18 protein-coding genes are annotated in these 25,520 nt (G+C 34.7%); 4 read left to right on the forward strand and 14 right to left on the reverse strand.

The window, feature by feature from the left end; translation table 11 throughout:
* Window positions 1–43: 43 nt before the first annotated feature.
* The 3 genes from GS03_RS11970 to GS03_RS11980 form a co-directional block, all read right to left on the reverse strand.
* Window positions 44–1,852 (reverse strand): RagB/SusD family nutrient uptake outer membrane protein, encoded by a 1,809-nt coding sequence (locus GS03_RS11970; protein WP_136152778.1) that lies wholly within the window; start codon window positions 1,850–1,852, stop codon window positions 44–46.
* A gap of 19 nt (window positions 1,853–1,871) precedes the next feature.
* Window positions 1,872–5,051 (reverse strand): SusC/RagA family TonB-linked outer membrane protein, encoded by a 3,180-nt coding sequence (locus GS03_RS11975; protein WP_246034084.1) that lies wholly within the window; start codon window positions 5,049–5,051, stop codon window positions 1,872–1,874.
* A 71-nt stretch (window positions 5,052–5,122) separates the two neighbouring features.
* The gene (locus GS03_RS11980) at window positions 5,123–6,544 is read right to left on the reverse strand and encodes a glycoside hydrolase family 28 protein (protein ID WP_136152780.1); all 1,422 of its coding nucleotides are present in this window, start codon (window positions 6,542–6,544) and stop codon (window positions 5,123–5,125) included.
* Window positions 6,545–6,862: 318 nt separating this feature from the next.
* Here GS03_RS11980 and GS03_RS11985 point away from each other — a divergent pair, with 318 nt between their 5' ends.
* Window positions 6,863–7,891 carry a LacI family DNA-binding transcriptional regulator gene (locus GS03_RS11985; RefSeq protein WP_136152781.1) on the forward strand — a complete coding sequence of 343 codons (1,029 nt, stop codon included), beginning with the start codon at window positions 6,863–6,865 and terminating at the stop codon, window positions 7,889–7,891.
* Between the two features lie 34 nt (window positions 7,892–7,925).
* On the opposite strand, the gene GS03_RS11990 is transcribed toward GS03_RS11985, so the two are convergent.
* Genes GS03_RS11990 through GS03_RS12040 form a run of 11 tightly spaced genes read right to left on the reverse strand, consistent with a single transcriptional unit; the run spans window position 7,926 to window position 19,126 of the window.
* Window positions 7,926–9,539, reverse strand: a complete 1,614-nt coding sequence (locus GS03_RS11990; RefSeq protein ID WP_136152782.1) for a UxaA family hydrolase — start codon at window positions 9,537–9,539, stop codon at window positions 7,926–7,928.
* A gap of 10 nt (window positions 9,540–9,549) precedes the next feature.
* Window positions 9,550–10,998: a tagaturonate reductase gene (locus GS03_RS11995; protein WP_136152783.1), complete on the reverse strand. Its 1,449-nt coding sequence runs from the start codon at window positions 10,996–10,998 to the stop codon at window positions 9,550–9,552.
* A 28-nt stretch (window positions 10,999–11,026) separates the two neighbouring features.
* The gene (locus GS03_RS12000; protein WP_136152784.1) at window positions 11,027–11,686 is read right to left on the reverse strand and encodes a beta/alpha barrel domain-containing protein; all 660 of its coding nucleotides are present in this window, start codon (window positions 11,684–11,686) and stop codon (window positions 11,027–11,029) included.
* A gap of 3 nt (window positions 11,687–11,689) precedes the next feature.
* Window positions 11,690–12,139, reverse strand: a complete 450-nt coding sequence (locus tag GS03_RS12005) for a YhcH/YjgK/YiaL family protein (RefSeq protein ID WP_136152785.1) — start codon at window positions 12,137–12,139, stop codon at window positions 11,690–11,692.
* Window positions 12,140–12,145: 6 nt separating this feature from the next.
* A complete protein-coding gene (locus GS03_RS12010) occupies window positions 12,146–13,195 on the reverse strand; it encodes a sugar kinase (protein ID WP_136152786.1) in 1,050 nt (349 codons plus the stop codon).
* A 45-nt stretch (window positions 13,196–13,240) separates the two neighbouring features.
* The gene (locus GS03_RS12015; RefSeq protein WP_136152787.1) at window positions 13,241–14,245 is read right to left on the reverse strand and encodes a sugar kinase; all 1,005 of its coding nucleotides are present in this window, start codon (window positions 14,243–14,245) and stop codon (window positions 13,241–13,243) included.
* An 11-nt stretch (window positions 14,246–14,256) separates the two neighbouring features.
* Window positions 14,257–14,595, reverse strand: coding sequence for a cupin domain-containing protein (locus GS03_RS12020; protein WP_136152788.1), 339 nt, complete (start codon window positions 14,593–14,595; stop codon window positions 14,257–14,259).
* A gap of 3 nt (window positions 14,596–14,598) precedes the next feature.
* Window positions 14,599–15,999 (reverse strand): glucuronate isomerase, encoded by a 1,401-nt coding sequence (gene uxaC / locus GS03_RS12025; protein WP_136152789.1) that lies wholly within the window; start codon window positions 15,997–15,999, stop codon window positions 14,599–14,601.
* A 12-nt stretch (window positions 16,000–16,011) separates the two neighbouring features.
* Complete coding sequence (locus tag GS03_RS12030; protein WP_136152790.1) at window positions 16,012–16,797, reverse strand: gluconate 5-dehydrogenase; 786 nt, start codon at window positions 16,795–16,797, stop codon at window positions 16,012–16,014.
* A gap of 4 nt (window positions 16,798–16,801) precedes the next feature.
* The gene (gene kduI, locus GS03_RS12035; RefSeq protein ID WP_136152791.1) at window positions 16,802–17,641 is read right to left on the reverse strand and encodes a 5-dehydro-4-deoxy-D-glucuronate isomerase; all 840 of its coding nucleotides are present in this window, start codon (window positions 17,639–17,641) and stop codon (window positions 16,802–16,804) included.
* 39 nt (window positions 17,642–17,680) lie between these two features.
* Entirely contained in the window at window positions 17,681–19,126 is a 1,446-nt protein-coding gene (locus GS03_RS12040; protein ID WP_136152792.1) for an MFS transporter, read from the reverse strand.
* Window positions 19,127–19,312: 186 nt separating this feature from the next.
* Here GS03_RS12040 and GS03_RS12045 point away from each other — a divergent pair, with 186 nt between their 5' ends.
* The 3 genes from GS03_RS12045 (at window position 19,313) to GS03_RS12055 (ending at window position 25,274) form a co-directional block, all read left to right on the forward strand.
* Window positions 19,313–20,251 carry an alpha/beta hydrolase gene (locus GS03_RS12045; RefSeq protein WP_136152793.1) on the forward strand — a complete coding sequence of 313 codons (939 nt, stop codon included), beginning with the start codon at window positions 19,313–19,315 and terminating at the stop codon, window positions 20,249–20,251.
* A 459-nt stretch (window positions 20,252–20,710) separates the two neighbouring features.
* Window positions 20,711–22,258 (forward strand): T9SS type A sorting domain-containing protein, encoded by a 1,548-nt coding sequence (locus GS03_RS12050; protein WP_136152794.1) that lies wholly within the window; start codon window positions 20,711–20,713, stop codon window positions 22,256–22,258.
* Window positions 22,259–22,454: 196 nt separating this feature from the next.
* A complete protein-coding gene (locus GS03_RS12055) occupies window positions 22,455–25,274 on the forward strand; it encodes a triple tyrosine motif-containing protein (RefSeq protein ID WP_168710305.1) in 2,820 nt (939 codons plus the stop codon).
* Window positions 25,275–25,520 lie beyond the last annotated feature (246 nt).

The raw sequence follows: 25,520 nt of genomic DNA on the forward strand, positions 1-25,520 counted from the left end.
AGGCTCATTTATAAATGAGCCTTACTAAAAACTTACTTATTTTCTAATAGCCGTAATCATTTACTAGTAAACCATTACTACCATCAAGGAATACTTGCCATATCGGCCAGAACTGTCTGTTATCAGGATCTGCTCCTGCTTTAACTAAACCATTTATCTTGGCATCTGTCAAATTATTCCAACTGAAAGCGGTGTATGCTGCTCCCGGATTAGTAGTCTCACCATGATTTAATCCATAAACGATTAATGACACATTATCCGTATCGTATTTAAAATATAAGGTAGTCGCTACATCGGCATAATTCCCTGTACGCTGTTGCAACTGAACCATTTTTGCTTTGGCTTCAGTTAATTTTGTTCCCAATAAATTCCAACGAATAAGCGCTTGCTTACGCTCCATTTCACCGGTAAACTCAAACTTATTCTCTTCAATGATTGCATTAAGCATAGCCTCTTTACTAGCTAAGGCATCAACATAAGCATCAACTTTTACGGCGTGAAGTGATGGGTCAAAAGCTCTTCTACGAATTTCTTTTAAATATGGTGCTGCAGCAGCAGGTCCTTGTAGTTCATTAGCTGCTTCTGCAGCCATCAAAAGTACTTCGGCATAACGCATGTAGATTTTATTTACGCCATCATCATTAGTTGATATTACCCTTCTGGTCATCCATTCGTAACGATATTTCCCGAAATACCATCTGTTTAAACCTACTAATGTTTGTTTTGCTGTAGGGAAACCATTTGTTAAGACAGTATTACTTGCTGTTCCATATCTGTAAGGAACACAGGTAACATTTCTGCGGCTATCAGCAACATCATAATCATAAAATACATGTGGAAGTGGCCCGGCAACTCCTCCTCTATTAGATCCATTGGCCTGAAACTGATCGATACTTGTGTGATTTACAGCAAAAGTGAAAAGCATTCTTCCTCTACCGGCACCAAAAGGCAATTCCCATAGTGACTCTCCACCAGCAGCGGTATTTTCCTGATTGTATTTTCTCCAGAATGTTTCAAAAGACGGCTCTAAATGTGCTGAACCACTTTGAATAACTGAAGTACACTCACTTAATGCCAAAGCATACATGTTAGCAACAGAAAGATCCGGATCATTGCTTCTTCTTATTCCATCAGGATATTGTTGGAATCCACTGGCAACTAATGCCAATCTGGCGCGCAGTCCTTTAACAAAAGCCTTATTAATTCTTTGTACGTTTGTAGTTGCAGCATTTCCGTTAGGCCATGGCACTAAATCTGAAGCTTCACCAAGATCTTGAATTAATTGTTTGTAAATTAGGTCTCTACTTGATTTTGCTGCAAATAAAGTTTGAGAATTAATAGGTTCAAAACGAGCCGGTACATCTCCCCAGGCTTTTACTAAATCAGCATAATAAATAGCTCTTAAAGTCAATGCTTCTCCAAGTAAATAACCCATTTCATTTCCTGCAGCAGGGTTACCATAAGTACGGATACCTCTAATACAAAGATTGGCACGCTCAATTCCCTGATACATCATTGCCCAAGCATTATTAGCCGTATTCATTTCTGTGTTATTTGGCTTAGCATCGTAAACACAAAGATCTGATTTATCTCCAGCTGTTTCTGAAGAGTTATACCATTCTGAATCGGTATTAAAACCATACCAAGGAAGAAAACGCCCTCTATATGAATTGGTCTCACCGAATGGTATTTTAATTCCATCTACAGCCCCTTTAGTCAAATCCAAGTTTGAAAAAACAGTTGACTCCTCCAAACTTGATACTGCTTGAGATTCAAGGGCATCATCAAAATTATTACAGGAAGAAAAGAGTCCTGTTATAAAGATTCCGGTAATTAATACTATTTTTTTCATTTTAAAATAAATTATTTAATTAAAAATTAAGGTTTAAACCAAAAACATATTGTCTACTACGAGGATATGGTGATGAATCCACTCCAGGTGTGAAAGGTGTATTTCTTCTTGTAGATACCTCTGGGTCAAGACCTGAATAGTTGGTAAGAACAAAAACATTATTAGCCGTTACATAAAATCTCAATTTAGAAATAGCGAATTTCGACATAAGATCTTTTGGAAGTGTGTATCCAACGGTTAACGTGTTTAGTCTTAAGAAAGAAGCATCTTCAACTGCCCAATCAGAAAAGACATAACGGCTCTGATATGGTGACCACAATGATGTATTAGCGTTAAGTGCTGCAAGTGCTGTAGGATCAGTTACTACTAGTCCAGAAGTAGGATCTATATTGGTCCATCTGTTTCCTCCAGCCATTTCTGTAGATAGGTTTCTATATTGTCCTGTATCATTATTTGAAATCGCTGTAGTGTATTCGACCTTACTTGCATTATATACATCGTTTCCGTAGCTCCAGTTGAACGATGCTGATAAATCAAACCCATAGGCATTGGCGTTGAGTACGAAACCTCCTGTGTGAACTGGATTAGCATCTCCAATAATAGTTTGGTCATCGGAATTTATCACCCCATCTGCATTAAGATCCTTTAATTTCATAGTCCCCGGAACAACTGTCCCAAAAATACCATCAGCATTAGCAACACCTGGTTTCAATACATAGTTTCCAGCAACATAATCAAAATCTGATACTTCATAACGACCATCACTTCTATATCCTTTCATCAACCCTAATGGACTACCAACTCTCACTACATAGTCTGTTCCGATAGCCGTAGAAGCCCAACCACTTGACCATTCAAAGTCATCTAATTCCCCAAGTGAATTAATTCTGTTTTTATTAAAACTAATATTGAACCCAAAACTTAATCCGTAATTTTTCTTTTGTATTGCTGTTACATTTAAAGAAGTTTCTACACCAGTATTTTGATTTTCGCCTAAATTTCTATACTGAAAATTGTATCCACCTCCAAAAAGAGGGTAAGCAAGTAATAAATCTTGAGTAATGTTTTTATACAATTCAACCGAACCACTTACACGACCTTTAAACAATTCATAATCAAGTCCAACATTTTGTGTTATCATAGTTTCCCATTTCAAATCCGGGTTTGCTAAATATTGGGATGCTGCCCAAAAGTTGGTTACTCCATCTATCCAGGCAGATGTAGACGATTGATATGTTTGTATTGTTTGACCTGTTGGAATATTATTATTACCTGCTTGACCATAACTTACTCTAAGTTTTAGTAGGTCCAACCATTTTACGTCTTTCAAAAATTTCTCTTCGGTCAGTTTCCATGCTCCTGCTGCTGATGGGAAATAACCCCAACGGTTAGCTCCTAAAAATTTACTCGAACCGTCTGCACGCATAGTTGCTGTAAATAAATATCGATCTCTAAAATCATAATTTACACGTCCAAAAAAGGATAGTAATTTATCTTCCTGACTAACAAAGTTGTCAACGCTAAATGGCTTTCCTTGAGAAGAAAGATTCATAGCATCTTGAAAAGTAAAGTTCTGTGGAAAAGCATGAATGGTACTTGTTAAGTTAGTAACATTGTAATTTAAAGACTCTTCACCTAAAAGTACTTTTAATTTATGCTTTTTACCAAGAAATTTTTTAAAATCATAATTTAGAGTATTTGCATTTCTAAACTTCTCTTCTTTACGTCCGCGCATAATAAGTGCCGCTAATCCCTGATTTTCAGGTAGAGGAATATTACGTACATAATAAGTAGACCTACCATAAAAACGGTTATCATTATAAAAATAATTGTCAAGCCCTAATTCCGTTTTAAATTGAAGATTTTCAATAATCTTCCATGAAAAACTACCCAAAGTATTATAATTTTTTCTGGTTTGTAAACGGTCATTATCTGCAACAGCAACAAACGGATTAATAAGGTAACTTGAAATGGCCTCATCTGTGTTATCAGTAGTTACACCTGCAAGTGGAATCGGAGCATATCCAACAGCATGTCTCAAACGTGAGTCCGTAGAAGAAACTTCATTTTGCTCATTTGCACCACCACCTGTTATTTCTGTATTTGAGTAACGCATAGTGAATGACAAATCAATTTTATCATTTGCTTTACTTCTTAAATTTAAGGAAAGATTATCTCTGTCAAAAGTAGAACCCAGCATAATGGTTTTTTCATTATATCTGGTAAAATTGAAGTTGTAGTTCAATTTATCTGAACCTCCGCGAATTCCTAAATCATTATTCACTACCTGTCCGGTACGTCCATAAATTTCTTTTTGCCAATTGGTTCCTTTAACACCCGCAAATTGAGTTGGTGACCAAGCCCCACCAAATGGATCTTCATAGGATGGAATATCATTTGTGAGTTGAGCATATTCGTATTCCCAATTGGCAAAATCCTGAGGATTGAGGACACCAATGGTATTAGCTATTTTTTTGGTTGCAATAAAGGAATTATAGCTCACGGTCACTTTTCCGCCGTCTTTCCCTCCTTTTTTTGTGGTTATGATAATTACACCATAAGCTCCTCTTGATCCATAAATTGCAGTAGACGAAGCATCTTTTAAAACAGAAATATTTTCAATATCTGATGGCGAAATATCACTAATACTATTAACAGGAAATCCATCAACAATAAGTAATGGCGAACTATCCTGTGATATAGAACCACCACCTCTAACTTTTAGATTTATATTTGAATCTGGGGACCCTTCTGAAGAGGCAACCTGCAACCCTGCCACACGACCTGTTAAAGTTTCAGCTACACTCGCCGTTGCCAGTTTTTTAAGATCCTCTCCTGACACAGAAACTACAGAACCCGTCAAATCCGATTTCTTGGAAGTTCCATATCCAATCACAACAACTTCATCCAGTTTGTTAGTTGAACTATTCAATACCGCGTTAACTTGTTTCTTTGTACCTACCGTTATCGTTTGTGTTTCATAACCGATGTAAGTAAAAACCAATTCACTTTTTGCCCCGGCTACTTTTATTGTGAATTTTCCATCAAAATCACTACTTACAGCATTTTTTGTTCCTTTTTCAGTAACTGTTACTCCAGGCAAAGTTAAACCTCCACTATCTATAATCACCCCGGTAACTGTAATGTCACCTTGAGCCATAACCTGAGAACTCATAAATAACATTAGGATAATTGTCATTGCAAAACGATATTTTGCGGCTTTGTTATAAAAACATTTTATACTCATAATAATTATTGGTTTATTAAATTTTATTTAGGTTGTTCTATCTGAATTCCGTTTATTGTAGTGTTTATAAATTGTAAGTTTTCAACATTTTCAACTGAATAATTGGAGCCGATTTTATCAATTGTAACGTTTTTGAATACAATATTTTTAATTGGTGATTCAGCGTGTCCTTTTGCCAAAATCCCATATTTACCACCATTCTTAACAGTAATATTTTCTAAATATATATTCTGAACTTTTGGCATATAATTTCCTGTTTGATTTCCGTGAATAGAATAAAACAAATCTATACCCAGCACAGACTCCTTTACTTCTCCTATTCTTAAGTTTCTCACACATACATTTTCAACAAATCCGCCTCTTCGTGTATTTGATTTGATTCTGATAGCACGGTCAAGTTCAGGGCTATCCATATCACAATTTTCCACATACACATTTCTTACACCTGCTGAAATTTCACTGCCCATAGTTACACCGCCGTGACCATCAAACATTTTACAATTTTGAACAACGATATTTTCACTCGGAATATTCACTCTTCTGCCATCAGTATCTCTACCGGATTTAATGGCAATACAATCATCTCCTGTATTAAAACTGCAATTGCGAATGATTACGTTTCTGGAATATTCGGGATCACAACCGTCATTATTTGGACCGTGACTTATAATATTAACACCATCCACTATAACATTCACTGACTTTATAGGATGAATAATCCAAAATGGAGCGTTAACAATTTTAATATCTTTCAACATTACATTTTTACAATCAAAAAATTCAATAAAATTTGGTCTCAAATAATATCCATCTCCGAACAGACGATCAGCAACAGGAACACTATTATCTCCCATTTCCATTAATCGCTTAACGTTTTGAATTGGATCACCTTTTTTCCATCCGTATACATCTTTCCCACACCAAGACCACCAATTTTGATTTCCGGCCTGACCATTTATAGTCCCTTTTCCGGTAACTGCAACATTGCTTTTTTGATAGGCATAAATCAAAGGAGAATAATTCATTAATTCTACACCTTCAAAAGAGGTGTGTACTATTGGATAATCTTTCGTATTTGTGCTAAACAAAAGTTCTGCTCCTTCTTCCAAATGAAGATTGACATTACTTTGTAAATGAATTGGACCGGTAAAATATTTTCCGTAAGAAACAGAAACAATACCACCACCATTAGCAGAACAAGTTTCTATAGCTTTCTTAAAAGCCTGGGTATTATCAAAAACACCATCTGCTACAGCGCCAAAATCAGAAACTAAATAGGTTTTATTTTGAAAAACAGGCTCTTTAACACTATTTATAATATCCTTCATTTTAGTCCAATCTGCTTTGTAAGCAGTTGGTTTATCATGTTTTGGAGCACACGAAAAAAAGAATACTGATAGTAAGGATAAAGTAATAGCAATTTTAAGATTATTCTGTCTTGACATTTGATTTATATTAACTCATTTGGTATCGATTCCGGTTCTTTTTAGCATTAAAAGGCAACTAGTGCAATCGATTACACAAACGTAAATATTAATTTTCAGTTTACCAAAAAAATATAGTTAAAAAACAATAAATATAAAAATACCGTGAAATTTTTATATATATCTTAATAATCCCGCTAATTTAAGAAAATTTTAAATATTAACCGTACAAAATGAGAGTCAAAAACCATTAACTTATAATAATTTGTGCAATCGATAGCACAAAATTCTGTTTATAAATAAATTTTGCTACTTTTACCTTCATAAAAGCACTTTATAATGAGTCCAAAAGCAACAATTTACGACATAGCCAAAGAGTTAAATATCTCTGCAGCTACTGTTTCAAGAGCATTAAACAACAACCCAAAAATCAGTAAAAGCACCTGTGATCTTGTTATGGCTACTGCCACCAAGATGAATTACAAACAGAATAAATTGGCACAGGCGCTTAAAAGTGGAAAAAGTCATAACATTGGTGTTATCGTCCCTCGTATTAACACTAATTTTTTTGCTTCTGTTATTCGTGGAATTGAAGAAGAATTGTATTCTCATAAATATAATGTAATCATTTGTCAAACACACGAAGATGAAAAAAGAGAAATCGAGAACATTAACATGCTGTTAAACGCTCAAGTTGATGGTATTTTAATGTCTGTTTCTAATATGACTTCTGAAAATGACCGCGTGATTGAAAAAGCACTTGAAAAAAGGGTTCCTGTAGTATTCTTTGACCGTAAAAAAAATATTGAAGGGGTCAGTACTGTTACTATTAACGATTTTGGGGCTGCTTATACTACAACAAAGCATATCATAGAACAAGGATGTTCTAAAATTGCCTATTTAACCGGTGACCGCTCTTTAGAAATTTATGAAAATCGTTTTAATGGTTATAAACAAGCGCTTATAGATAACGGCATAGAATTTAAGGATGAATATGTGATAAAAATTAAAAGTAGTGTTGAAGACGGACATTCAGCTGCAAAAAAATTATTAAAGCTAAAGGTTAAACCAGACGCAATATTTTCTGCTTCTGACTTTGCTGCATTAGGAGCCATTAAAGAACTTAAGGAGCAAGGTTATAAAATTCCTGAAGATGTTTGTGTGGTTGGTTTTGGAAACGAACCTTTTACCGAATTTATGGAATTATCCATTTCATCTGTTGACCAATGCAGTGTTGCAATGGGTAAAGCTGCTGCTCAAGTCTTTCTGGAGCAAGTAAAAAACAAAGACGGTGCTAAAATTGAAAAAAAGGTAGTTTTAAATGGTGAATTATTAATTCGAAATTCATCTTCAAAAATAAAATCATAAAAAAAAGAGTGAATTTAATTCACTCTTTTTTGTTTTATAATGATACTCCTCTTTTCCAGGGAATAAAAACATCTTGTTTCAGCTGATCTGCTTTTGTTTCTATATTTCCGCTCGCTAATTCAATAATATAATCTACTATTTCTGCTCCAACTTCGGCAATAGTTTTTTCACCAGTAATCACAGTTCCGGCATTTACATCTATAATATCTGACATTCTATTAATTAATGTCGAATTAGACGAAATTTTAACCACAGGTGCAATCGGATTTCCCATCGGATTTCCCAAACCTGTAGTAAATAAAACAACGGTTGCCCCTGCTCCAACCAATCCTGTGGTACATTCGGCGTCATTTCCTGGTGTATTCAAAAGATTTAAACCTGGTTTTGAAATATATTCACCGTAATCTAAAACATCTACAACCGGAGAAGTTCCTCCTTTTTTAGCCGCTCCTGCCGATTTCATGGCATCGGTAATTAATCCGTCTTTAATATTTCCCGGTGACGGATTCATATCAAATCCTGAACCTGCATCCACAACCGATTTCTCAAAAGCTCTCATTAGGGATAAAAACTTATTTGCTTTTTCTTCGTCAACACATCGGTCCATCAACTCTTGTTCAACACCACAAAGTTCAGGAAACTCTGCCAAAATGGTTTTCCCACCCAAAGCTGCAAAAATATCTGAAACAACTCCCAATGCAGGATTTGCCGATATTCCTGAAAACCCGTCTGAACCACCACATTCCAAACCAATATTTAGTTTTGAAAGCGGTGCAGGTTTACGTTTAATTTGGTTGGCTCTTTTAATGGCTTCATAAGAATCTTTAATCACCATTTGGAACATTTGGTCGGTAGTTCCAATTTGTTGTTGCTCATAAATCAAAATTTCTTTATCATTATTCGGGCTCATTTCTTTTAAAGCATCTTTAAAAATACTAATCTGCAAATTTTGGCACCCCAAACTTAAAACCGTAGCACCTGCAACATTCGGATTGTTTACATATCCCGCAAGCAATTTCGCCAACAATTCCGAATCTTGTCGAATTCCACCACAACCACCCTGATGGTTGATGAATTTTACTTCAATATTATCTAAAAGATTTTCATTTGGAGATTTATCTACAACTTCTTCGACGCTTTTTTCTTCAATTAAAGAGCGTAATAAATTTTTATAAGAAACATCTTTTTTGGGCATTAATTCGTTTTCGAAAATCTCTTTTAGTTTCTCAATATTTTTGTTTTCACAAAAAACTAATGGAAAAAATAACCAGACATTCTTGGTTCCTACTTGTCCATCAGCCCGATGATATCCGTTGAAAGTTTTGTCTTTCCAACGATCTACATTTGGCGGAGTCCAACCTAAGTTTCCGTTTTTACCAAAAACTTCTTCACTTTTATGTTTTACATTTTCGGTAGTAATTACTTCTCCTTTTGCCACAGGCTTTGAAGCTCTCCCTACCAAAACGCCATACATTATAATATCATCACCAATTTCAAAATCTGTCTCTGCAATTTTATGTTTTGCTTTAACATCAGTTGTTGGTGAAACAGTAGTTCCTTCAAATGCAATTTGTTCACCTTGCACCAAATCGGTTAGGGCAACAATTACATTGTCGGCAGGATTTACTTTTATTAATTTCTTTTGCATGATAAATTCTTTACGATTGATATTGCTTGTTAAAATTTAAATATCCTTTTTCCAAGCCATTAGTCATAATTTCAGACAAAGCAAAAGCGATATCCTGGCTCAAGCCATTTACTTTTGTTAAATCTTCTCCCCAAAACTCTTCATTAGATAACACACTATTTACAACCAAATCAAGATCTGATAATTCCCAAGCTGATTTAAATTGCTCAACGATTTCCGATGAGTCTTTGATTGGTAATTCCTTTCCGTTCCAAGTTCCTTTGTAAAATTGGATTAAACAAGCAAATGAAAAAGTCAAATTAGTTGGCAGTTGCTGATTTTCGGCATAATACTGAAGCAAGCTTGGTAAAACACGCACTTTAAATTTCGAAATAGAATTTAAGGCAATGTCAGATAATAAATGTTTAATAAATGGATTTCTGAAACGATCCATTACTTCATCTGAGTACGCTAAAACCTCCTCTTTATCAAATGGTAATGTACCATTAATTTCAGAAATAATGCTATTTACAAATTTCCCGGTAAAATCACCATCAACGGTTTGTTTTACCGTTTCGTTTCCGTATAACAACGAAAACGGAACCATAGCCGTATGTGCACCATTCAGTATACGAACTTTTAAGGTTCGGAACGGCTGCATATCATCCACAATTTTCACATTTAAATCTGTTTTGTGGAATGGCAATTTTTTCTTTAAATCCTCTCCGCCTTCAATTACCCAAAGGAAAAAAGGCTCTGCAGTAACAATCAGATTATCCTGGTAATCCAACTTGCTGTTGTACTCTTCAATTTCGTTTCTTGGATAGCCAGGAACAATTCGATCTACTAATGTATTGTGAAAAGTACAACTTTCTAATAGCCAAGTTTTAAATGCATTGTCATAACTCCATAAGTCACAATATTTGAATATAATTTCTTTTAGAGTGTCGGCATTATGATTTATTAATTCACATGGAATAATAGTCAATCCTTTAGAAGCATCGCCTTTAAAATGCTTAAATCTTTCATGTAACAAGACCGTTAATCTTGCCGGAAAAGCCACTGGTGGCTGCATATCAGGCGTATCTGAATCAATGTATTCAATACCGGCTTCTGTGGTATTTGAAATAATGAACTGAAGTTCTTCTTCTTTGGCTAAATCTAAATAATCGGCATAATCCTTATAAGGATTTATACCTTTTACAACATTCGTAATTAGGTCAATTTCCTGGATTTTTTCACCTTTTTTGATTCCGTTTAAAAAGAGTGTATAAAGTCCGTCCTGGTCATTAATCATATTAATCATACCATTCTCTAGCGGTTGCACCATGGCAATACCGGCATTGAAATCGAGTTCATTATTTAGTCTTTGAAAAGCATAATCAACGAAAGCCCTTAAGAAATTACCCTCACCAAATTGTACCACTTTTATTGGAAACTTCTTTTCTAATCCCTGGTTTTTTCTATTTAATTTTTCCATTTTATTGCTAATTACTTAATGTTCTTACTTATTTTATTGTTTGGATTAATTCCAAAACTTTTCTTGTTTCTGTTTCGATTGTGGCATAATCTTTATCTGCCATCAATTGCTTGCTAATGAGTTTGCTTCCCATTCCAACTGCAGAAACACCGGCTTTGTACCATCCTTCGATATTTTCTCTAGTCGTATCTACTCCGCCTGTTGGCATGAATAATAACTTTGGAAAAATATCTTTGATTCCGCTTAAAAATTCCGGACCTAACATATTTCCTGGGAATAATTTAATGAATTTCACTCCGGCATTTTCTGCTGCTATAATTTCTGAAGGCGTCATACAACCCGGGCTGTACAATACTTCTTTGCTTCTTAAATACGCTGCCACTTCAGGAACAAAACCCGGACTGATGTAAAAATCTGCGCCAACTGCGAAATATTCTTCGGCTTGCTGCAAGTTTTTTATAGTACCAATTCCTAATAATAAATCGGGCATTTCAGCATTTCGTACTTCAACCATTTTTTTGAAATTGCTCAATGCAGCATCTCCACGGCTTGTATATTCTACTGCTTTTACTCCTGCTTTGTAAATGGCTCTTAAAACTTCTATAGTTACATTTTCATCAGCATTGAAATATAAAGGAAGCATTCCTTGTTTTACAATGGCATCCGTTACTTTTTGTATGTTACTCATTTTTTAAATTTTAACTTTAAATACTAATTTTTTTATGGCTCCTTCACCAATCATCGGCGCATGAACATCTTCCGGATAAAAAATAACAAATTGATTGTTTGTCAATTGAAAAAACATATCAGGTTCATCACTAAAAAAGCGCACATCTTTCTCCGTATTATAATCTCCGTTTGGGATGTTGCATTTTTCTCTTGGTTTCCATCCAATAGTTTCTAATCCGCTTACACAGATTTGGATGTCAATATTTAGATCATGGCATTCAAATTTTTCCAAACTGGTTGCTGCCGTTTTCCCGTTTCCGTTGCTTACAATAAGCTTTAATCCTTCGGCAATATCATGCTTTCCATCTTCCAGATTTTGCAAATCTTTACCTTTTAGAAAATCGAACGCTGTTGCAAACAAAGGATGCAAGCTATTGTATTTTGACGCGTTATTGAGTGTATCTACTACCATCTTAAATTATCTTGCAACTCTACCGGAAGCATCACCTCCCATTAATTTATTAACCTCATCAACCGTTACCAAGTTAGCATCACCTTTGATAGTGTGTTTCAGACAAGATGCTGCTACTGCAAAATCCAATGCGTTTTGATCATCATCAGGATAGGTTAATAATCCGTAGATTAATCCACCCATAAAACTATCACCACCACCAACACGGTCAACGATATCGGTAATTTGGTATTGACGTGTTTGCAGCATTTGTTTTCCATCGTATAAAACTCCTGCCCAAGTATTGTGTGAAGCAGAGATAGAACCTCTTAACGTTGTAATTACTTTTTTAGCTCTTGGGAATTTTTTCATCATTTGTTGACAAACCGATAAGAAAGCTTCCGCTTTAACATCGTGACCATGCGTTTGAACCGCTGCACCTTCCGGTTTGATTCCAAAGTGCATTTCTGCATCTTCTTCGTTTCCTAAAACTACATCGCAATAAGAAGTTAATTCGGTCATGATTTCTTCTCTTTTTGCTGCGTCGCAGTATTTCCAAAGTTTAGCACGGTAATTCAAATCGGTTGAAATCGTTACGCCTAATTTGCTTGCTGCTTTTACAGCTTCCAAACAAACATCGGCAGAACTTTGCGAAATTGCAGGTGTAATTCCCGTCCAGTGAAACCATTGCACATCTTTAAAAACTTCTTCCCAGTTAATCATACCGGATTGGATAGTAGACATTGAAGAATAGGCTCTATCGTATACTACTTTACTTCCTCTTGATACCGCTCCTGTTTCCAGAAAATAGATACCTAAACGCTCACCACCCCAAACAATTTTATCTACACCAACTCCTCTTTTACGCATTTCCATCATCGCACATTCTCCGATATCATTTTTAGGTAAACGGGTTACAAAATCAACCGGAATTCCATAATTTGCTAATGAAACAGCTACATTCGATTCTCCACCTCCATAAACTACTTCGAAGTTATCAGCTTGTGAAAATCTTAAAAATCCTTGTGGTGCTAATCTTAACATTATCTCACCAAATGTTACTACTTTTTTCGACATTGTCATTTAATTTTATTATGTTATTATATTTATTTCAATTCATTTTTATCTTGAAACTCTACCTCCACCAAAACCGTGCATTAAGGCTTCTACTTCTTTCACTGTTGCCAAATTAATATCTCCCGAAATGGAATGTTTTAAACAGGCAGCGGCAACAGCAAACTCTAAGGCTGTTTGGTAATCTTCTTCGTATGTCAATAATCCGTATATTATTCCTGCCATAAATGCATCTCCCGCTCCAATTCTGTCAATAATATGAGAGACATTGTATTTTCTGGATTGCAGCATATTTTTTCCATCCCAAAACGAAGCACTTATACCATTGGAAGATGCATTTGCCTGAATCCTTTGGGTTGTGACAATGTTTTTCAGCTTTGGAAAAGTTTTCATCCAACTCGCAAAAATGGCTTCCTGAGTATCATTTTCATTATATTCAATTCCCAAAACCTTTTCAGTTTCATCTGCTCCTCCTAATAATAAGTCGCAGTATTTTACCAAATTCGGCATGACCTGATTGGCATTTTTTCCGTATTTCCATAATGTAGGTCGATAATTGAGATCGGCTGAAATTGTCAATCCCATTTTATCTGCTACCAGTAAAGCTTCTTCACACAACTCTGCTAAATCTAGCGAAAGCGAAGGTGTTATTCCAGACCAATGAAACCAATCGGCATCCTTAAATATCGATTCCCAGTCAATCATTCCTTTTCTTAAAAGTGAAAATGACGAATCTTCTCGGTCATAAACCACTTTTCCCGGTCTTTCGGAAGCACCTTGTTCAAAATAATAAATCCCCAATCTTTTTCCTTGGGTAATAACAACCGGTTCTACTCCAAAAGAGCGTATCATACTTATGGAAGATTCTCCTAATTCATTTGGTGGAACGGCTGTAATAAATTTTACAGGAATTCCAAATTTTGCCAATGATGCCGCTACGTTAGCCTCTGCACATCCATAATATAAATCGAAGGAAGTTGCCTGCGTTAATCTTAAATGACTTGGCGGCGACAACCTTAATAATATTTCTCCGAATGTGACGACTTTACTCATCTATTGCTTCTTTATTGTATAAAATCTTCCCGCATCGGGCTGAAAACATCTACCAACATACCGGCTTCCAGACAAACTACTCCATGATTTACCTCAGACGGAACATGAAAAGAATCTCCTTTTTCCAATACGGTTGTTTCTTCCCCAATGGTCACTTCAAATTTCCCTTCGGAAATATGCGTAACCTGAGAATGAGGATGGTTGTGTAAAGCACCAACTCCACCTTTTTCAAAACGTACATTCACCATCATCACTTTATCATCAAAACCTACAATCTGTCTTTGAATTTTATCATCAACAGATTCCCATTCGGTTTTTAAATACTTAAAAAAAACATCGCTTGCCAACATAACTTAAAAATTAAAATATTCTTTTGCATTATTATAACTGATATCCGCTACCATTTTTCCAATCCATTCCATATCATTTGGTAATTCACCTCTTTGGATTTCGTCTCCCAAAAGATTGCAAAGAATACGTCTGAAATATTCATGTCTAGGGAACGACAAGAAGCTTCGTGAGTCGGTTAACATTCCAACAAAACAGCTTATTAATCCCATATTGGACAAGGCATTTAACTGCTTCGTCATACCGTCTTTTTGGTCTAAAAACCACCAACCCGAACCAAACTGTACTTTTCCTTTTACGCTTCCATCATTGAAATTTCCAATCATGGTTGCCATAACTTCGTTATCTGCCGGATTCAGATTATAAATAATTGTTTTTGTCAATTTATCTTTGCTATCCAAAGCATTTAAAAAAGCTGATAATTTTTGTGCCTGCGAGTAATCTCCAATAGAATCCCAACCTGTATCCGGACCTAAAACGCGGTGCATACGGGCATTATTATTTCTCAAAGCGCCTAAGTGAAATTGTTGCACCCAACCGAATTCATGATAGGTTTCAGACAAAAACAATAAAACCGCACTTTGGAATTTCAAGGCTTCTTCAGAACTCAATTCCTTATTTTCTCTCTTTTTTTTGAAGATGGTATTGATTTCGCTTTCGGTAAAGTTTTCAAAATAAATATGCTCCAAACCGTGATCAGAAAGTCTGCTGCCATTGGCATGGAAATATTCAATTCTGTTTTTTAAAGCCGACTGTAAATCTGAATACGTATTGATTGAAACTCCGGCAACTTCGCCTAAAGTATCAATGTATGCGTTGTAGCCATCATTTGAAATCAAGATTGCTTTATCAGGTCGGAAAGCGGTACTTACTTTTACTCCGAAATTACTTGACGCTAATTGCTTGTGATAAGCCAAGTCATCAATTGGATCTTCGGTAGTACAAACTAATTTGGCATTGACTTTTTTAAGTAAATTTTGTGTACTGAATTCAGCAGAATTTACTTTGGCAGATGCTTGTTCATAAATGGATTCAGCTGATTTTTCGTTTAATAAATCATAGATGTCAAAATAACGGGCTAACTCTAAATGAGTCCAGTGATACAAAGGATTACGCATGGTATACGGAACCGTTTTCCCCCATTGCAAAAACTTATCTTTATCGGTCGCATTCCCGGTAATAAACTGCTCATTTATTCCTAAAGTTCGCATTGCACGCCATTTGTAATGGTCGCCATTAATCCAAACCTTTGTGATGTTATCAAAAATCGTATTCTCTGCAATATGCTGAGGCGATAAGTGATTGTGATAATCTATAATAGGTTGATTTTTAGAATAATTATGGTATAATTCTTCTGCGTATTTATTTTCTAATAAAAAATTATCGTGTATAAAATGTGTACTCATGGTTGTAAAAAATTATTCTTCGTTTGAAGGTTTACCTATGGTTGCCAAAATGCCACCATCAACATATACAATCTGTCCGTTAACAAAATCACTCGCTTTTGAAGCTAAAAAAATCGTTGCTCCGGCTAAGTCTTCAGGATTTCCCCAACGTGCTGCCGGTGTTCTGCTAATGATGAATTCGTTGAACGGATGACCATCAACACGGATTGGTGCTGTTTGCGATGTGGCAAAATAACCCGGACCGATTCCGTTAACCTGAATATTATGTTTAGCCCATTCAGTCGCTAAGTTTTTGGTCAGCATTTTCAATCCGCCTTTTGCTGCAGCATAAGCAGAAACCGTATTTCTTCCTAATTCACTCATCATAGAACAGATGTTGATAATCTTTCCTTCTTTTCTTTCGATCATTTGTTTTGCTATCAATTGAGACATGATAAAAGGTCCAACTAAATCGACATCTATGACTTGTCTGAAATCGGCAACAGGCATTGATATAGCAGGTTCTCTTTTTATAATTCCCGCATTATTTACCAGTATATGGATATCTCCGAGTTCTTTAGTAATTAAAGCAACATTTTCAGCAGCAGCTATCTCATTGGTAACATCAAACAAATATCCTGAAGCTTTGAATCCTTTACTCGCGTAATAATCCAATGCTTCTTTCATTTTTGAAGGTGTCGTTCCGGTAATTACAAGCTCAGCTCCGGCACTGGCCAAACCTTCAGCCATAGCCATTCCGAGACCGTGAGTTCCTCCGGTTATTAGCGCTCTTTTACCTTTTAAATTGAATAAATCCATGCTATTATTTTAATTCATTTGGAGCCACAATATCCATATCGCCATAATCTAAATTCTCTCCGGCCATTCCCCAGATAAAGGAATAGTTTGCTGTTCCCGCACCTGAATGTATTGACCATTCCGGAGATAAAACTGCCTGATTATTTTGCATAAAAATGTGTCTTGTATTTTGTGGTTCACCCATAAAATGGCAGATGGTTTGCGGAGCTTCCAAGTCAAAATAGAAATAAGCCTCCATGCGTCTGTTGTGAGTGTGAGACGGCATAGTATTCCAAATATTGCCTTCTAAAAGCTCCGTTAATCCCATTTGCAGTTGACAGGTTTCAACAACACTGTTTACTATTAATTTATTTATAATTCTTTTGTTGGCGAACTTCTCTTCGCCCAAGTGAACAATTTCTGCATTTTCTTTTGTTACTCTTTTGTTTGGAAAATGTTTATGCGCTGGTGCTGAATTGATATAAAACAAAGCAGGATTAGCAGCATCAGTGCTTGAGAACAAAACTTCTTTTGCGCCTTTACCTACATATAGTGCTTCCTTTTTATCCAATACATACACTTCTCCATCTACACTCACTGTTCCTTTACCACCTACATTGATTACACCAAGTTCTCTTCTGTCCAGAAAATTTTCTGATTTTAGATAGGGAATTGTTTCCAATGGTAAACTTTTGCCAACAGGCATCGCTCCACCAACTATATATCTGTCGTACATAGAATAGGTCAGTTGGATTTGATTCTCAACAAACAGTTTATCAATTAAGAACTGTTCTCTTAATTCTTCTGTATTATATTTAGCTGCATCTTTTGGATTGGATGCATATCTGAATTCAAAATTTGTCATTTGTAATTATTTATTCTTTTTTATTTTTAAATCTTAAATCTATAAATCAGTTATTGGGCTATATTTTGGAACTAAAGTCTTCATTACAGACCAACCGATTAAATAACAAACTGCACAAATAGAAAAGATGATAAAGTATCCTGCTTCAATACCGTGAAAGCCCATAAAGTTCATATCAGTATCCTTACTGTAATCAAATAATACTCCTGAGCCTTTGTTAATTAGTGTCGACCCAAGACCACCTGCTAAACCTCCAATTCCAGTAATTGTAGCGATTGCTTTTTTAGGAAACATATCACCTACTGTTGTGAAGATATTAGCTGACCAGGATTGATGTGCAGCACCTGCAATACCAATTATTATTACCGGTATCCAATAGGTATAGTGTCCCAATGGTTGCGCTATTAAAGCCAATAATGGGAAAAATGCAAAAATCAACATGGCTTTCATTCTGCCCTCATAAGGATTCATTCCTTTTTTCTCAACGAAATAGGTCGGAAGCCAACCTCCTATGATAGAAAGTAATGTAATTGCATATAAAACAAACAATGGTAATGCGGCTTGTGTAGAATCCATATTGTAAACAGAGCTTAAATAAGCCGGCGTCCAGAATAAGAAGAACCACCACACACCATCTGTCATGAACTTCCCAAAAGCGAAAGCCCAGGTTTGTTTGTATTTAAAACAAGCTGCGAAAGACACTTTATCAGCAGTTTCAGGAACATATCCTTCAATTTTACTATCTGCTAAAATATCTTGTTGGATATAAGCCAATTCTTCTGCGCTCACTTTTGAATGTTTTTCCGGTTTATCATACATAAAAACCCAAAATCCCATCCAAACAAAACCTAAAGCACCAATAATAATAAACGACATTTCCCAACCATATGCTTCTGCTATAAACGGAATAGACAATGGCGCTAACAATGCACCAACAGTAGCACCGGCATTAAAGATACTGGTAGAAAAAGCTCTGTCTTTTTTTGGAAAATATTCTGCTGTTGTTTTAATTGCTGCGGGAAAATTTCCTGCTTCACCAACCGCCAAAATAAAACGGGCAAAGATAAACAAGGTCACACTGACAGAAATTACCATTCCTGTATCGTTAACAGTACCTATAATATCTTTAGCTCCTTCAAAGCTCACAAACCAATCCCCTGAAATGTAACCAGCCGTTGCGATACCACAAAAAGCGTGTAAGCAAGCTCCTACTGACCAAACTCCAATAGCCCAAAGAAATCCTTTTTTAGTATCTAATACATCTACAAACCTTCCTGCAAACAATAAAGATATCGCATAGAAAATTGAAAATAAGGCTGTGATATTTCCATAATCGTTATTAGTCCAGTGAAATTCAGGAGAAATAAAATCTTTCCAAGTCAATGATAATACCTGTCTGTCCAAGTAATTAATTGTAGTTGCAAAAAATAATAAAGAGCAAATTGCCCATCTATAGTTACCATTAACTTTATTTGTTTCTTTCATTAGAATAATGTTTTATTGAAAAGTACTTTTATATTTACAACCGAATTAATGTAATCGATTGCACAAATATAAATTTTATTATAATTATAACACAAATTATTTAATAATAATTTTAAATTTATTAGCAAAAAAAACACATATCTTAAAAAAATAACATCTAAATTACAGATTTACAAAAATTTTGACATGAACAGCAAGCTGATAAACAACTATTTATTACATTTTATAACTGTAGTTTTTACCCTAAGTGTAAATATGAATAGTATGGCGCAAGACAAAGTTATTCCATTATGGACAACTGCCATTCCGGGTGAAATTAAGAATACTGAATATAAGGAAAACAAAGTTTATAAAGATAGCATTCTTCAAAGTGTCAGCAACGTTTCCGTACCAACGTTAACTGTTTACCAACCAAAAAACGCAAATGGAACAGCAATACTAATTTTTCCAGGTGGCGGTTATGATCATCTATCGATTTTGAAAGAAGGTAAGAAAATTGCCAAATGGTTAAATACATTAGAGATAACTGTTTTTGTTTTAAAGTACCGATTGCCAAATGATAAAATCATGAAAGACAAAAGCATTGGACCTTTGCAGGATGCGCAGGAAGCTATGAGACTTATCAGACGGAATGCAACTTCTTGGAATATTAATCCAAATAAAATTGGAGTAATCGGATTTTCCGCAGGAGGACATTTAGCTGCATTACTATCAACACATTATGCTGAGAAAATCTATCCTGAAAATGATACCGTAAGTGCCCGACCAGATTTTTCATTGCTGATTTATCCTGTAATTAGTATGAAAAATGAAATCGCACATAAAGGATCCCGTAATTATTTATTAGGGGAGAATCCAACAGAAGATGCTATTCAAAAATTTTCAAACGAACTTTCTGTGAATAAAGAGACTCCTTCTACCTTTCTTGTTCATGCTGCCGATGACAAATCGGTTACTGTGGAAAACAGCATCGTTTATTTTTTAGCCTTAAAAAAGAATAATGTTCCTGCAGAAATGCATGTTTATGAAAAAGGTGGTCACGGATTTGGTTTGGGTGTTGAAGGCACAAGCGCTCATTGGACTGAAGATTGCATTCGCTGGCTGAAGAGTTGCCACTATTTGTAAACCTTACTTTTTAAATTACCACAGCCATCATACAGAAAAATTAACACAATCTGTTTGGTGCTGCAATTCTATATTTTGGCTTTTGCACTTTAATACCATGCGCAATTGTTAATCTAAACAAGAGATTCAAAAGAGATAAAAACTATTTTTAAGAATTGATTTCTAAAAAAACTATAGTTTTTTTACATTCAGTAAAAATTTTATGTTAATAATTTGAAATAACTACAATAAATCCATCCTCAATTGTAGTTATCATTTCATTTTGCCACAACATCAACACAACAAATAGTGTTTTTTGCTTTAAATTAAACGACGTTTAAAAAAAAGCACACCAGCCCTAGCCCTTTATTACAAACGATTGAGAAAGTTTTTGACTTGTATAGTTTTTATATAGTTAAACAAAAAATCATTAGTCTGATTATCAAATACATTTGTAATGAACTTATAAATCAAATTATTATGAAAAAAATTACTCTTCTCTTTTCTCTGTTCTGCATTGCATTAGCGCAAGCACAAGTTCCCTCTTCAGCAGCACCAACACCACCTGTAAGAAATGCAGCTGATGTTATTTCTATTTATGGATCAGCTTACAGCAATATTGCGGGAGTTAATACGAACCCGTTTTGGGGTCAGTCAACGGTTGTAACTGAAATACAAGTTGCTAGTGACAATATGCTTCAATATGCCAATTTCAATTACCAAGGTACAGATTGGGCTGGAAATGCTCAAAATATTTCTACCATGGAATATCTACACGTTGACGTATGGACGAACAATCAATCACCAAATGTATTTGCAATTAGTACCGGTCCGGAAATAGCGCATCCTATTAGTAGTGTTGCTGGTTCTTGGCAGTCTTTAGATTTTCCTTTAGCCGGTTTTACAGGTAATTTAAGCAATGTCATTCAGTTTAAATTTGACGGTGGCACAGGCGGAACAATATATTTAGACAATTTATATTTTTGGAAAGCTCCGGTTGCTGCAGGTACAGATGCTACTTTAAGCGATCTGAGAGTTGACGGTACAACTGTTAGTGGTTTTGCTTCTAACATCATCTCTTACACCAAAGGAATTCCGTTTGGAACTCCAACAACTCCACAAATTACGCTAGCAACTACAACAGATCCGGGAGCAACAACAGTAATCACTCAAGCTAGTGGTGTTCCGGGAAGCGCTACCGTAGTTGTTACCTCTCAAAATACGCTTGTAACTAAAACTTATACCGTATCGTTCGTTTATACCGGACCAACTTCTGCAGCGCCAACACCTCCAAACAGAAATGCAAGTGACGTTATTTCACTTTTCAGTAATGCCTATACCAATACAACTATAGAGACTTGGTCGGCAGTTTGGGATGATTCAGATGTTACTGATATGCAGGTTGCGGGTGACGATGTAAAGAAAATATCATTCGGTAATTTTATTGGTGTCGAATTTGTAAATAATAGAATTGACGCATCAACATTCACTAATTTCCACATGGATTTTTGGACTGATAATGCTGATTTGATTGGAAAAGTATTCAATTCTAAATTCTCACAATGGGGAGGCGGAGCAGGTGAAGTCTCTGCATTAGAATTAAACATTAATACAGGTACTACACCCGCAATTGTAACTGGTGCTTGGGTTTCAATTGACGTCCCTTTTTCAAGTTGGAGTAATAATCTAACTAGAAATGATTTAGCACAATTTTTAATTACGTCTAATTTAGGTGTAGTTTATGTTGACAATATCTACATTTATAAAGGAATTCCACTTGCAACAAATGATTTTGTTAAATCATCTTTAAGAATGTATCCAAATCCTGCTAATGAAGTATTGAATATTTCAAGTGAATCAACTATTGATACTATCACAGTTTATAATACTTTGGGGCAAATAGTTTCAAAACAATCTGCATCTGCTAACGAAGCAACTATCAATGTAAGTAGCTTATCTAAAGGAGTTTATATTCTAACCGCACAAGTTGGAAATGAATTAATAAGAAAACAATTTATAAAAGAGTAAGTTTTTTAGTTTATTAGCCTGAAGAGCACGGAAGCAATTTCGTGCTCTTCTTTATTTATACATATAGTATTTTTTAAGTAAATAGTCATGGATAAACGATTGTTAAATTTAACATTTTTTAAAGGTTAGTGTTATCATATCGATAAATAATCTATATCTTTAATTTACATAATTATAAAAATACGCTACTCTAAAAATGCATATCTGTAAAAGTTTCGCAAAATTCCTATCCTTTTTTGTTGCCTTTACTTTTTTTGGCTTTGCCCAGGAATTACCACCAATCGTAAAATATTCACAAAATGTGTATTCCGCCGGAATTCAAAATTGGATGATTGCACAAGATGCCAACCATTTTTTGTTTTTTGCCAATAATGAAGGGTTATTAGAATTCAATGGTTCGTCTTGGACACTTTATCCATCTCCAAATGAAACCATTATGCGTTCAGTAAGAGTTGTTGGAAATAGAATTTATACTGGGTGCTACATGGAATTTGGCTACTGGACCAGACAGGCGAATAATCAACTTAAATATCATTCATTAAGTAAAAAAATAAAACACAGAATTAAAGATGATGAACAGTTTTGGAATATTCTAAATTATGAACAATGGATTATATTTCAATCTTTAGATCAAATTTATATTTATGATACTAAGACAACTAAGTTCTCAATAATAACTCCAAAAAACCATATTCTAAAAGCCTTTGAAGCTAATAGCTCACTTTATTTTCAAGTTGAAAATGAAGGTTTGTTTGAAATTGAAAACGGTAAAAGCAAATTGGTTTCAAACAGTCCGGTTATACTAAACAATAAAATTGTTGCCATTTTTGCTATAGATGCAGGTTTGCTTCTGGAAACTCAATCCAATGGTTTTTACACTTTTATCGATGCAAAATTCAACCCGTTTTTTTCTGATGTAGATGCTCAAATTGCTTCCAGTAGTGTGTATAGTTGCAAACAACTGTCCGATAAAAGCTTTGCAATTGGAACTGTTTCTGACGGTATTTTCATAATCTCAGAAACCGGAAAACTTAAATATCATATCAGTCAAAATAAAGGAATTAGCAACAATACTGTTTTGTCATTATTTGAAGATATCGATAAGAATTTATGGATTGGTTTGGACAACGGAATCAATTGCATCAATCTGCAATCACCAATTAGAAGTTATTTTGACAATACCGGTTTTTTAGGAACAGTTTATACATCGCTATTATATAACGATAAACTCTATATTGGTACCAATCAAGGTTTGTTTTATAAAAATTATGATTCAGAAGATTCATTTCAGTTTATAAAAGGAACAAAAGGCCAGGTTTGGTCTATTTTTGAATATCAAGGAACTTTATTTTGCGGACATGATTCGGGAACATTTATCATTGTAAATGGAAGTGCGAAGCAAATTTATGCTTCTTCTGGAACCTGGAAGTTTGAAACCGTTCCGGGCAGAAAGGATTTATTGTTACAAGGAAATTATTATGGAATTTCAGTACTTCAAAAAATTAATAATCAGTGGACGTTCAGAAATAAAATTGAAGGCTTTAACTATTCATCAAAATACTTTGAAATTACAAATGCCCATCAAATATACGTTAGCCACGAATACAAAGGTGTTTTTAGATTTCACTTGGATAATACTTTTACCAAATCTTCAGATTTTACAACATATAAAACTCCTACCAAAGGAAAGAATGCCAGTTTGATAAAATTCAATAATGTCATTTATTATGCCAACAAGGAAGGGATTTATAAGTTAGACGAAAGCAGCAAGACCTTTAATAAAGATAGAGCATTAAGTCCTGTTTTTGGAAAAGACGAATACACTTCAGGGAAATTAATTGTTGACAATTCCAACAAGTTGTGGTTGTTCACAAAAAACTATATTAACTATTTCACATTAAGCAAACTTAACAACCAACTAAAAATTCATGCCATCCCTATTTCATCAGCATTGACAAACTCTATGTTAGGCTATGAAAACATTACACAATTATCTAATTCAACCTATTTAATCGGTACAACTGACGGATATTATACCATCAACATTAACGATCTAAGTTTTAAAAACAACAGCGTTTCCATATCGGGTATAACCATTAACAAATTAGACCAAAAATCAATCAACTGTTCCGTCAAAGATCCCGGTGAATTCAAACATGATGAAAACAACGTTATAATCAATTATACGGTTCCCGAATACAACAAATATATTTATACAGAATACCAATATTTACTGGAAGGTTTACAGGAAAAATGGAGTCAATGGTCAGCAAAAACCGCAGCTAATTATAAAAATTTACCTCCGGGAGATTATGTTTTTAAAGTAAGGGCAAAGATTGCCAACTCCACTCCCGAAAATATTGCAACCTATAGTTTTACCATAAAGAAACCATGGTACGCAACTAATTTAGCCGTGATTATCTATTTTGTATTGGGCTTTTTATTGGCTGTATATATACACAAAACCTATAAAAGATATTATCGCCAAAAAGAACAAAAGCTTATTGAAGAAAACAATCTTTTACTTGAAATTGCGGCTCTAGAAAGTGAACAGCAATTAATGAAGCTTAAAAACGAGCAACTATCCAGCGATATGGATACTAAGAATCGGGAATTAGCTGTTTCAACTATGAGTTTGATTAAAAAGAATGAGCTGTTGGCTTTGATAAAAGAAGATTTAAAACACACTTCTGTAGATAACAGTAATAAAAGCATCAAATCGGTTATTTCAACCATTACCAAAAACATTAGCGAAGAAGATACCTGGACAGTTTTTAAAGAAGCATTTGATAATGCTGATAATGATTTTTTAAAGAAAGTAAAACAAGCGCATCCTTCTTTAACTCCAAATGATTTGCGCCTTTGTGCCTATTTGCGATTGAATTTATCTTCCAAAGAAATTGCTCCATTACTTAATATTTCTGTTCGAAGTGTTGAAATAAAACGATATCGTTTACGCAAAAAGATGGATTTGCCACACGAACAAGGCTTGGTAGAGTATATATTGTACATCTAGCCTTTACATGATGATATGTTTTACCTATACATAAGCACAACAATAACCTTGTAGTTTGATTTTTTAATCGTAATAACAATAAATTATCACCTCTTAATTTATTGCTAATTAATCTGTTTTTCTATAAAAATGACAAATAACATGCAAAAATATTGCGATGTATGTTTTTTGTTGTGGTTGTTTTTGATTTTGTTATAATTTATAAATCTATTTTTATAATGAAAATTTTAAGACTCAACCCCAAAA

Source organism: Flavobacterium sangjuense (genome assembly GCF_004797125.1).
In the GTDB taxonomy this organism is placed as follows: Bacteria; Bacteroidota; Bacteroidia; order Flavobacteriales; family Flavobacteriaceae; genus Flavobacterium; species Flavobacterium sangjuense.

Excerpts from the sequence above, each read along its gene's own strand:
- GS03_RS11970 (WP_136152778.1), bottom strand. The coding sequence starts at position 1,852 with ATGAAAAAAATAGTATTAATTACCGGAATCTTTATAACAGGACTCTTT.
- GS03_RS11975 (WP_246034084.1), bottom strand. The coding sequence starts at position 5,051 with ATGACAATTATCCTAATGTTATTTATGAGTTCTCAGGTTATGGCTCAA.
- GS03_RS11980 (WP_136152780.1), bottom strand. The coding sequence starts at position 6,544 with ATGTCAAGACAGAATAATCTTAAAATTGCTATTACTTTATCCTTACTA.
- GS03_RS11985 (WP_136152781.1), top strand. The coding sequence starts at position 6,863 with ATGAGTCCAAAAGCAACAATTTACGACATAGCCAAAGAGTTAAATATC.
- GS03_RS11990 (WP_136152782.1), bottom strand. The coding sequence starts at position 9,539 with ATGCAAAAGAAATTAATAAAAGTAAATCCTGCCGACAATGTAATTGTT.
- GS03_RS11995 (WP_136152783.1), bottom strand. The coding sequence starts at position 10,998 with ATGGAAAAATTAAATAGAAAAAACCAGGGATTAGAAAAGAAGTTTCCA.
- GS03_RS12000 (WP_136152784.1), bottom strand. The coding sequence starts at position 11,686 with ATGAGTAACATACAAAAAGTAACGGATGCCATTGTAAAACAAGGAATG.
- GS03_RS12005 (WP_136152785.1), bottom strand. The coding sequence starts at position 12,139 with ATGGTAGTAGATACACTCAATAACGCGTCAAAATACAATAGCTTGCAT.
- GS03_RS12010 (WP_136152786.1), bottom strand. The coding sequence starts at position 13,195 with ATGTCGAAAAAAGTAGTAACATTTGGTGAGATAATGTTAAGATTAGCA.
- GS03_RS12015 (WP_136152787.1), bottom strand. The coding sequence starts at position 14,245 with ATGAGTAAAGTCGTCACATTCGGAGAAATATTATTAAGGTTGTCGCCG.
- GS03_RS12020 (WP_136152788.1), bottom strand. The coding sequence starts at position 14,595 with ATGTTGGCAAGCGATGTTTTTTTTAAGTATTTAAAAACCGAATGGGAA.
- uxaC (WP_136152789.1), bottom strand. The coding sequence starts at position 15,999 with ATGAGTACACATTTTATACACGATAATTTTTTATTAGAAAATAAATAC.
- GS03_RS12030 (WP_136152790.1), bottom strand. The coding sequence starts at position 16,797 with ATGGATTTATTCAATTTAAAAGGTAAAAGAGCGCTAATAACCGGAGGA.
- kduI (WP_136152791.1), bottom strand. The coding sequence starts at position 17,641 with ATGACAAATTTTGAATTCAGATATGCATCCAATCCAAAAGATGCAGCT.
- GS03_RS12040 (WP_136152792.1), bottom strand. The coding sequence starts at position 19,126 with ATGAAAGAAACAAATAAAGTTAATGGTAACTATAGATGGGCAATTTGC.
- GS03_RS12045 (WP_136152793.1), top strand. The coding sequence starts at position 19,313 with ATGAACAGCAAGCTGATAAACAACTATTTATTACATTTTATAACTGTA.
- GS03_RS12050 (WP_136152794.1), top strand. The coding sequence starts at position 20,711 with ATGAAAAAAATTACTCTTCTCTTTTCTCTGTTCTGCATTGCATTAGCG.
- GS03_RS12055 (WP_168710305.1), top strand. The coding sequence starts at position 22,455 with ATGCATATCTGTAAAAGTTTCGCAAAATTCCTATCCTTTTTTGTTGCC.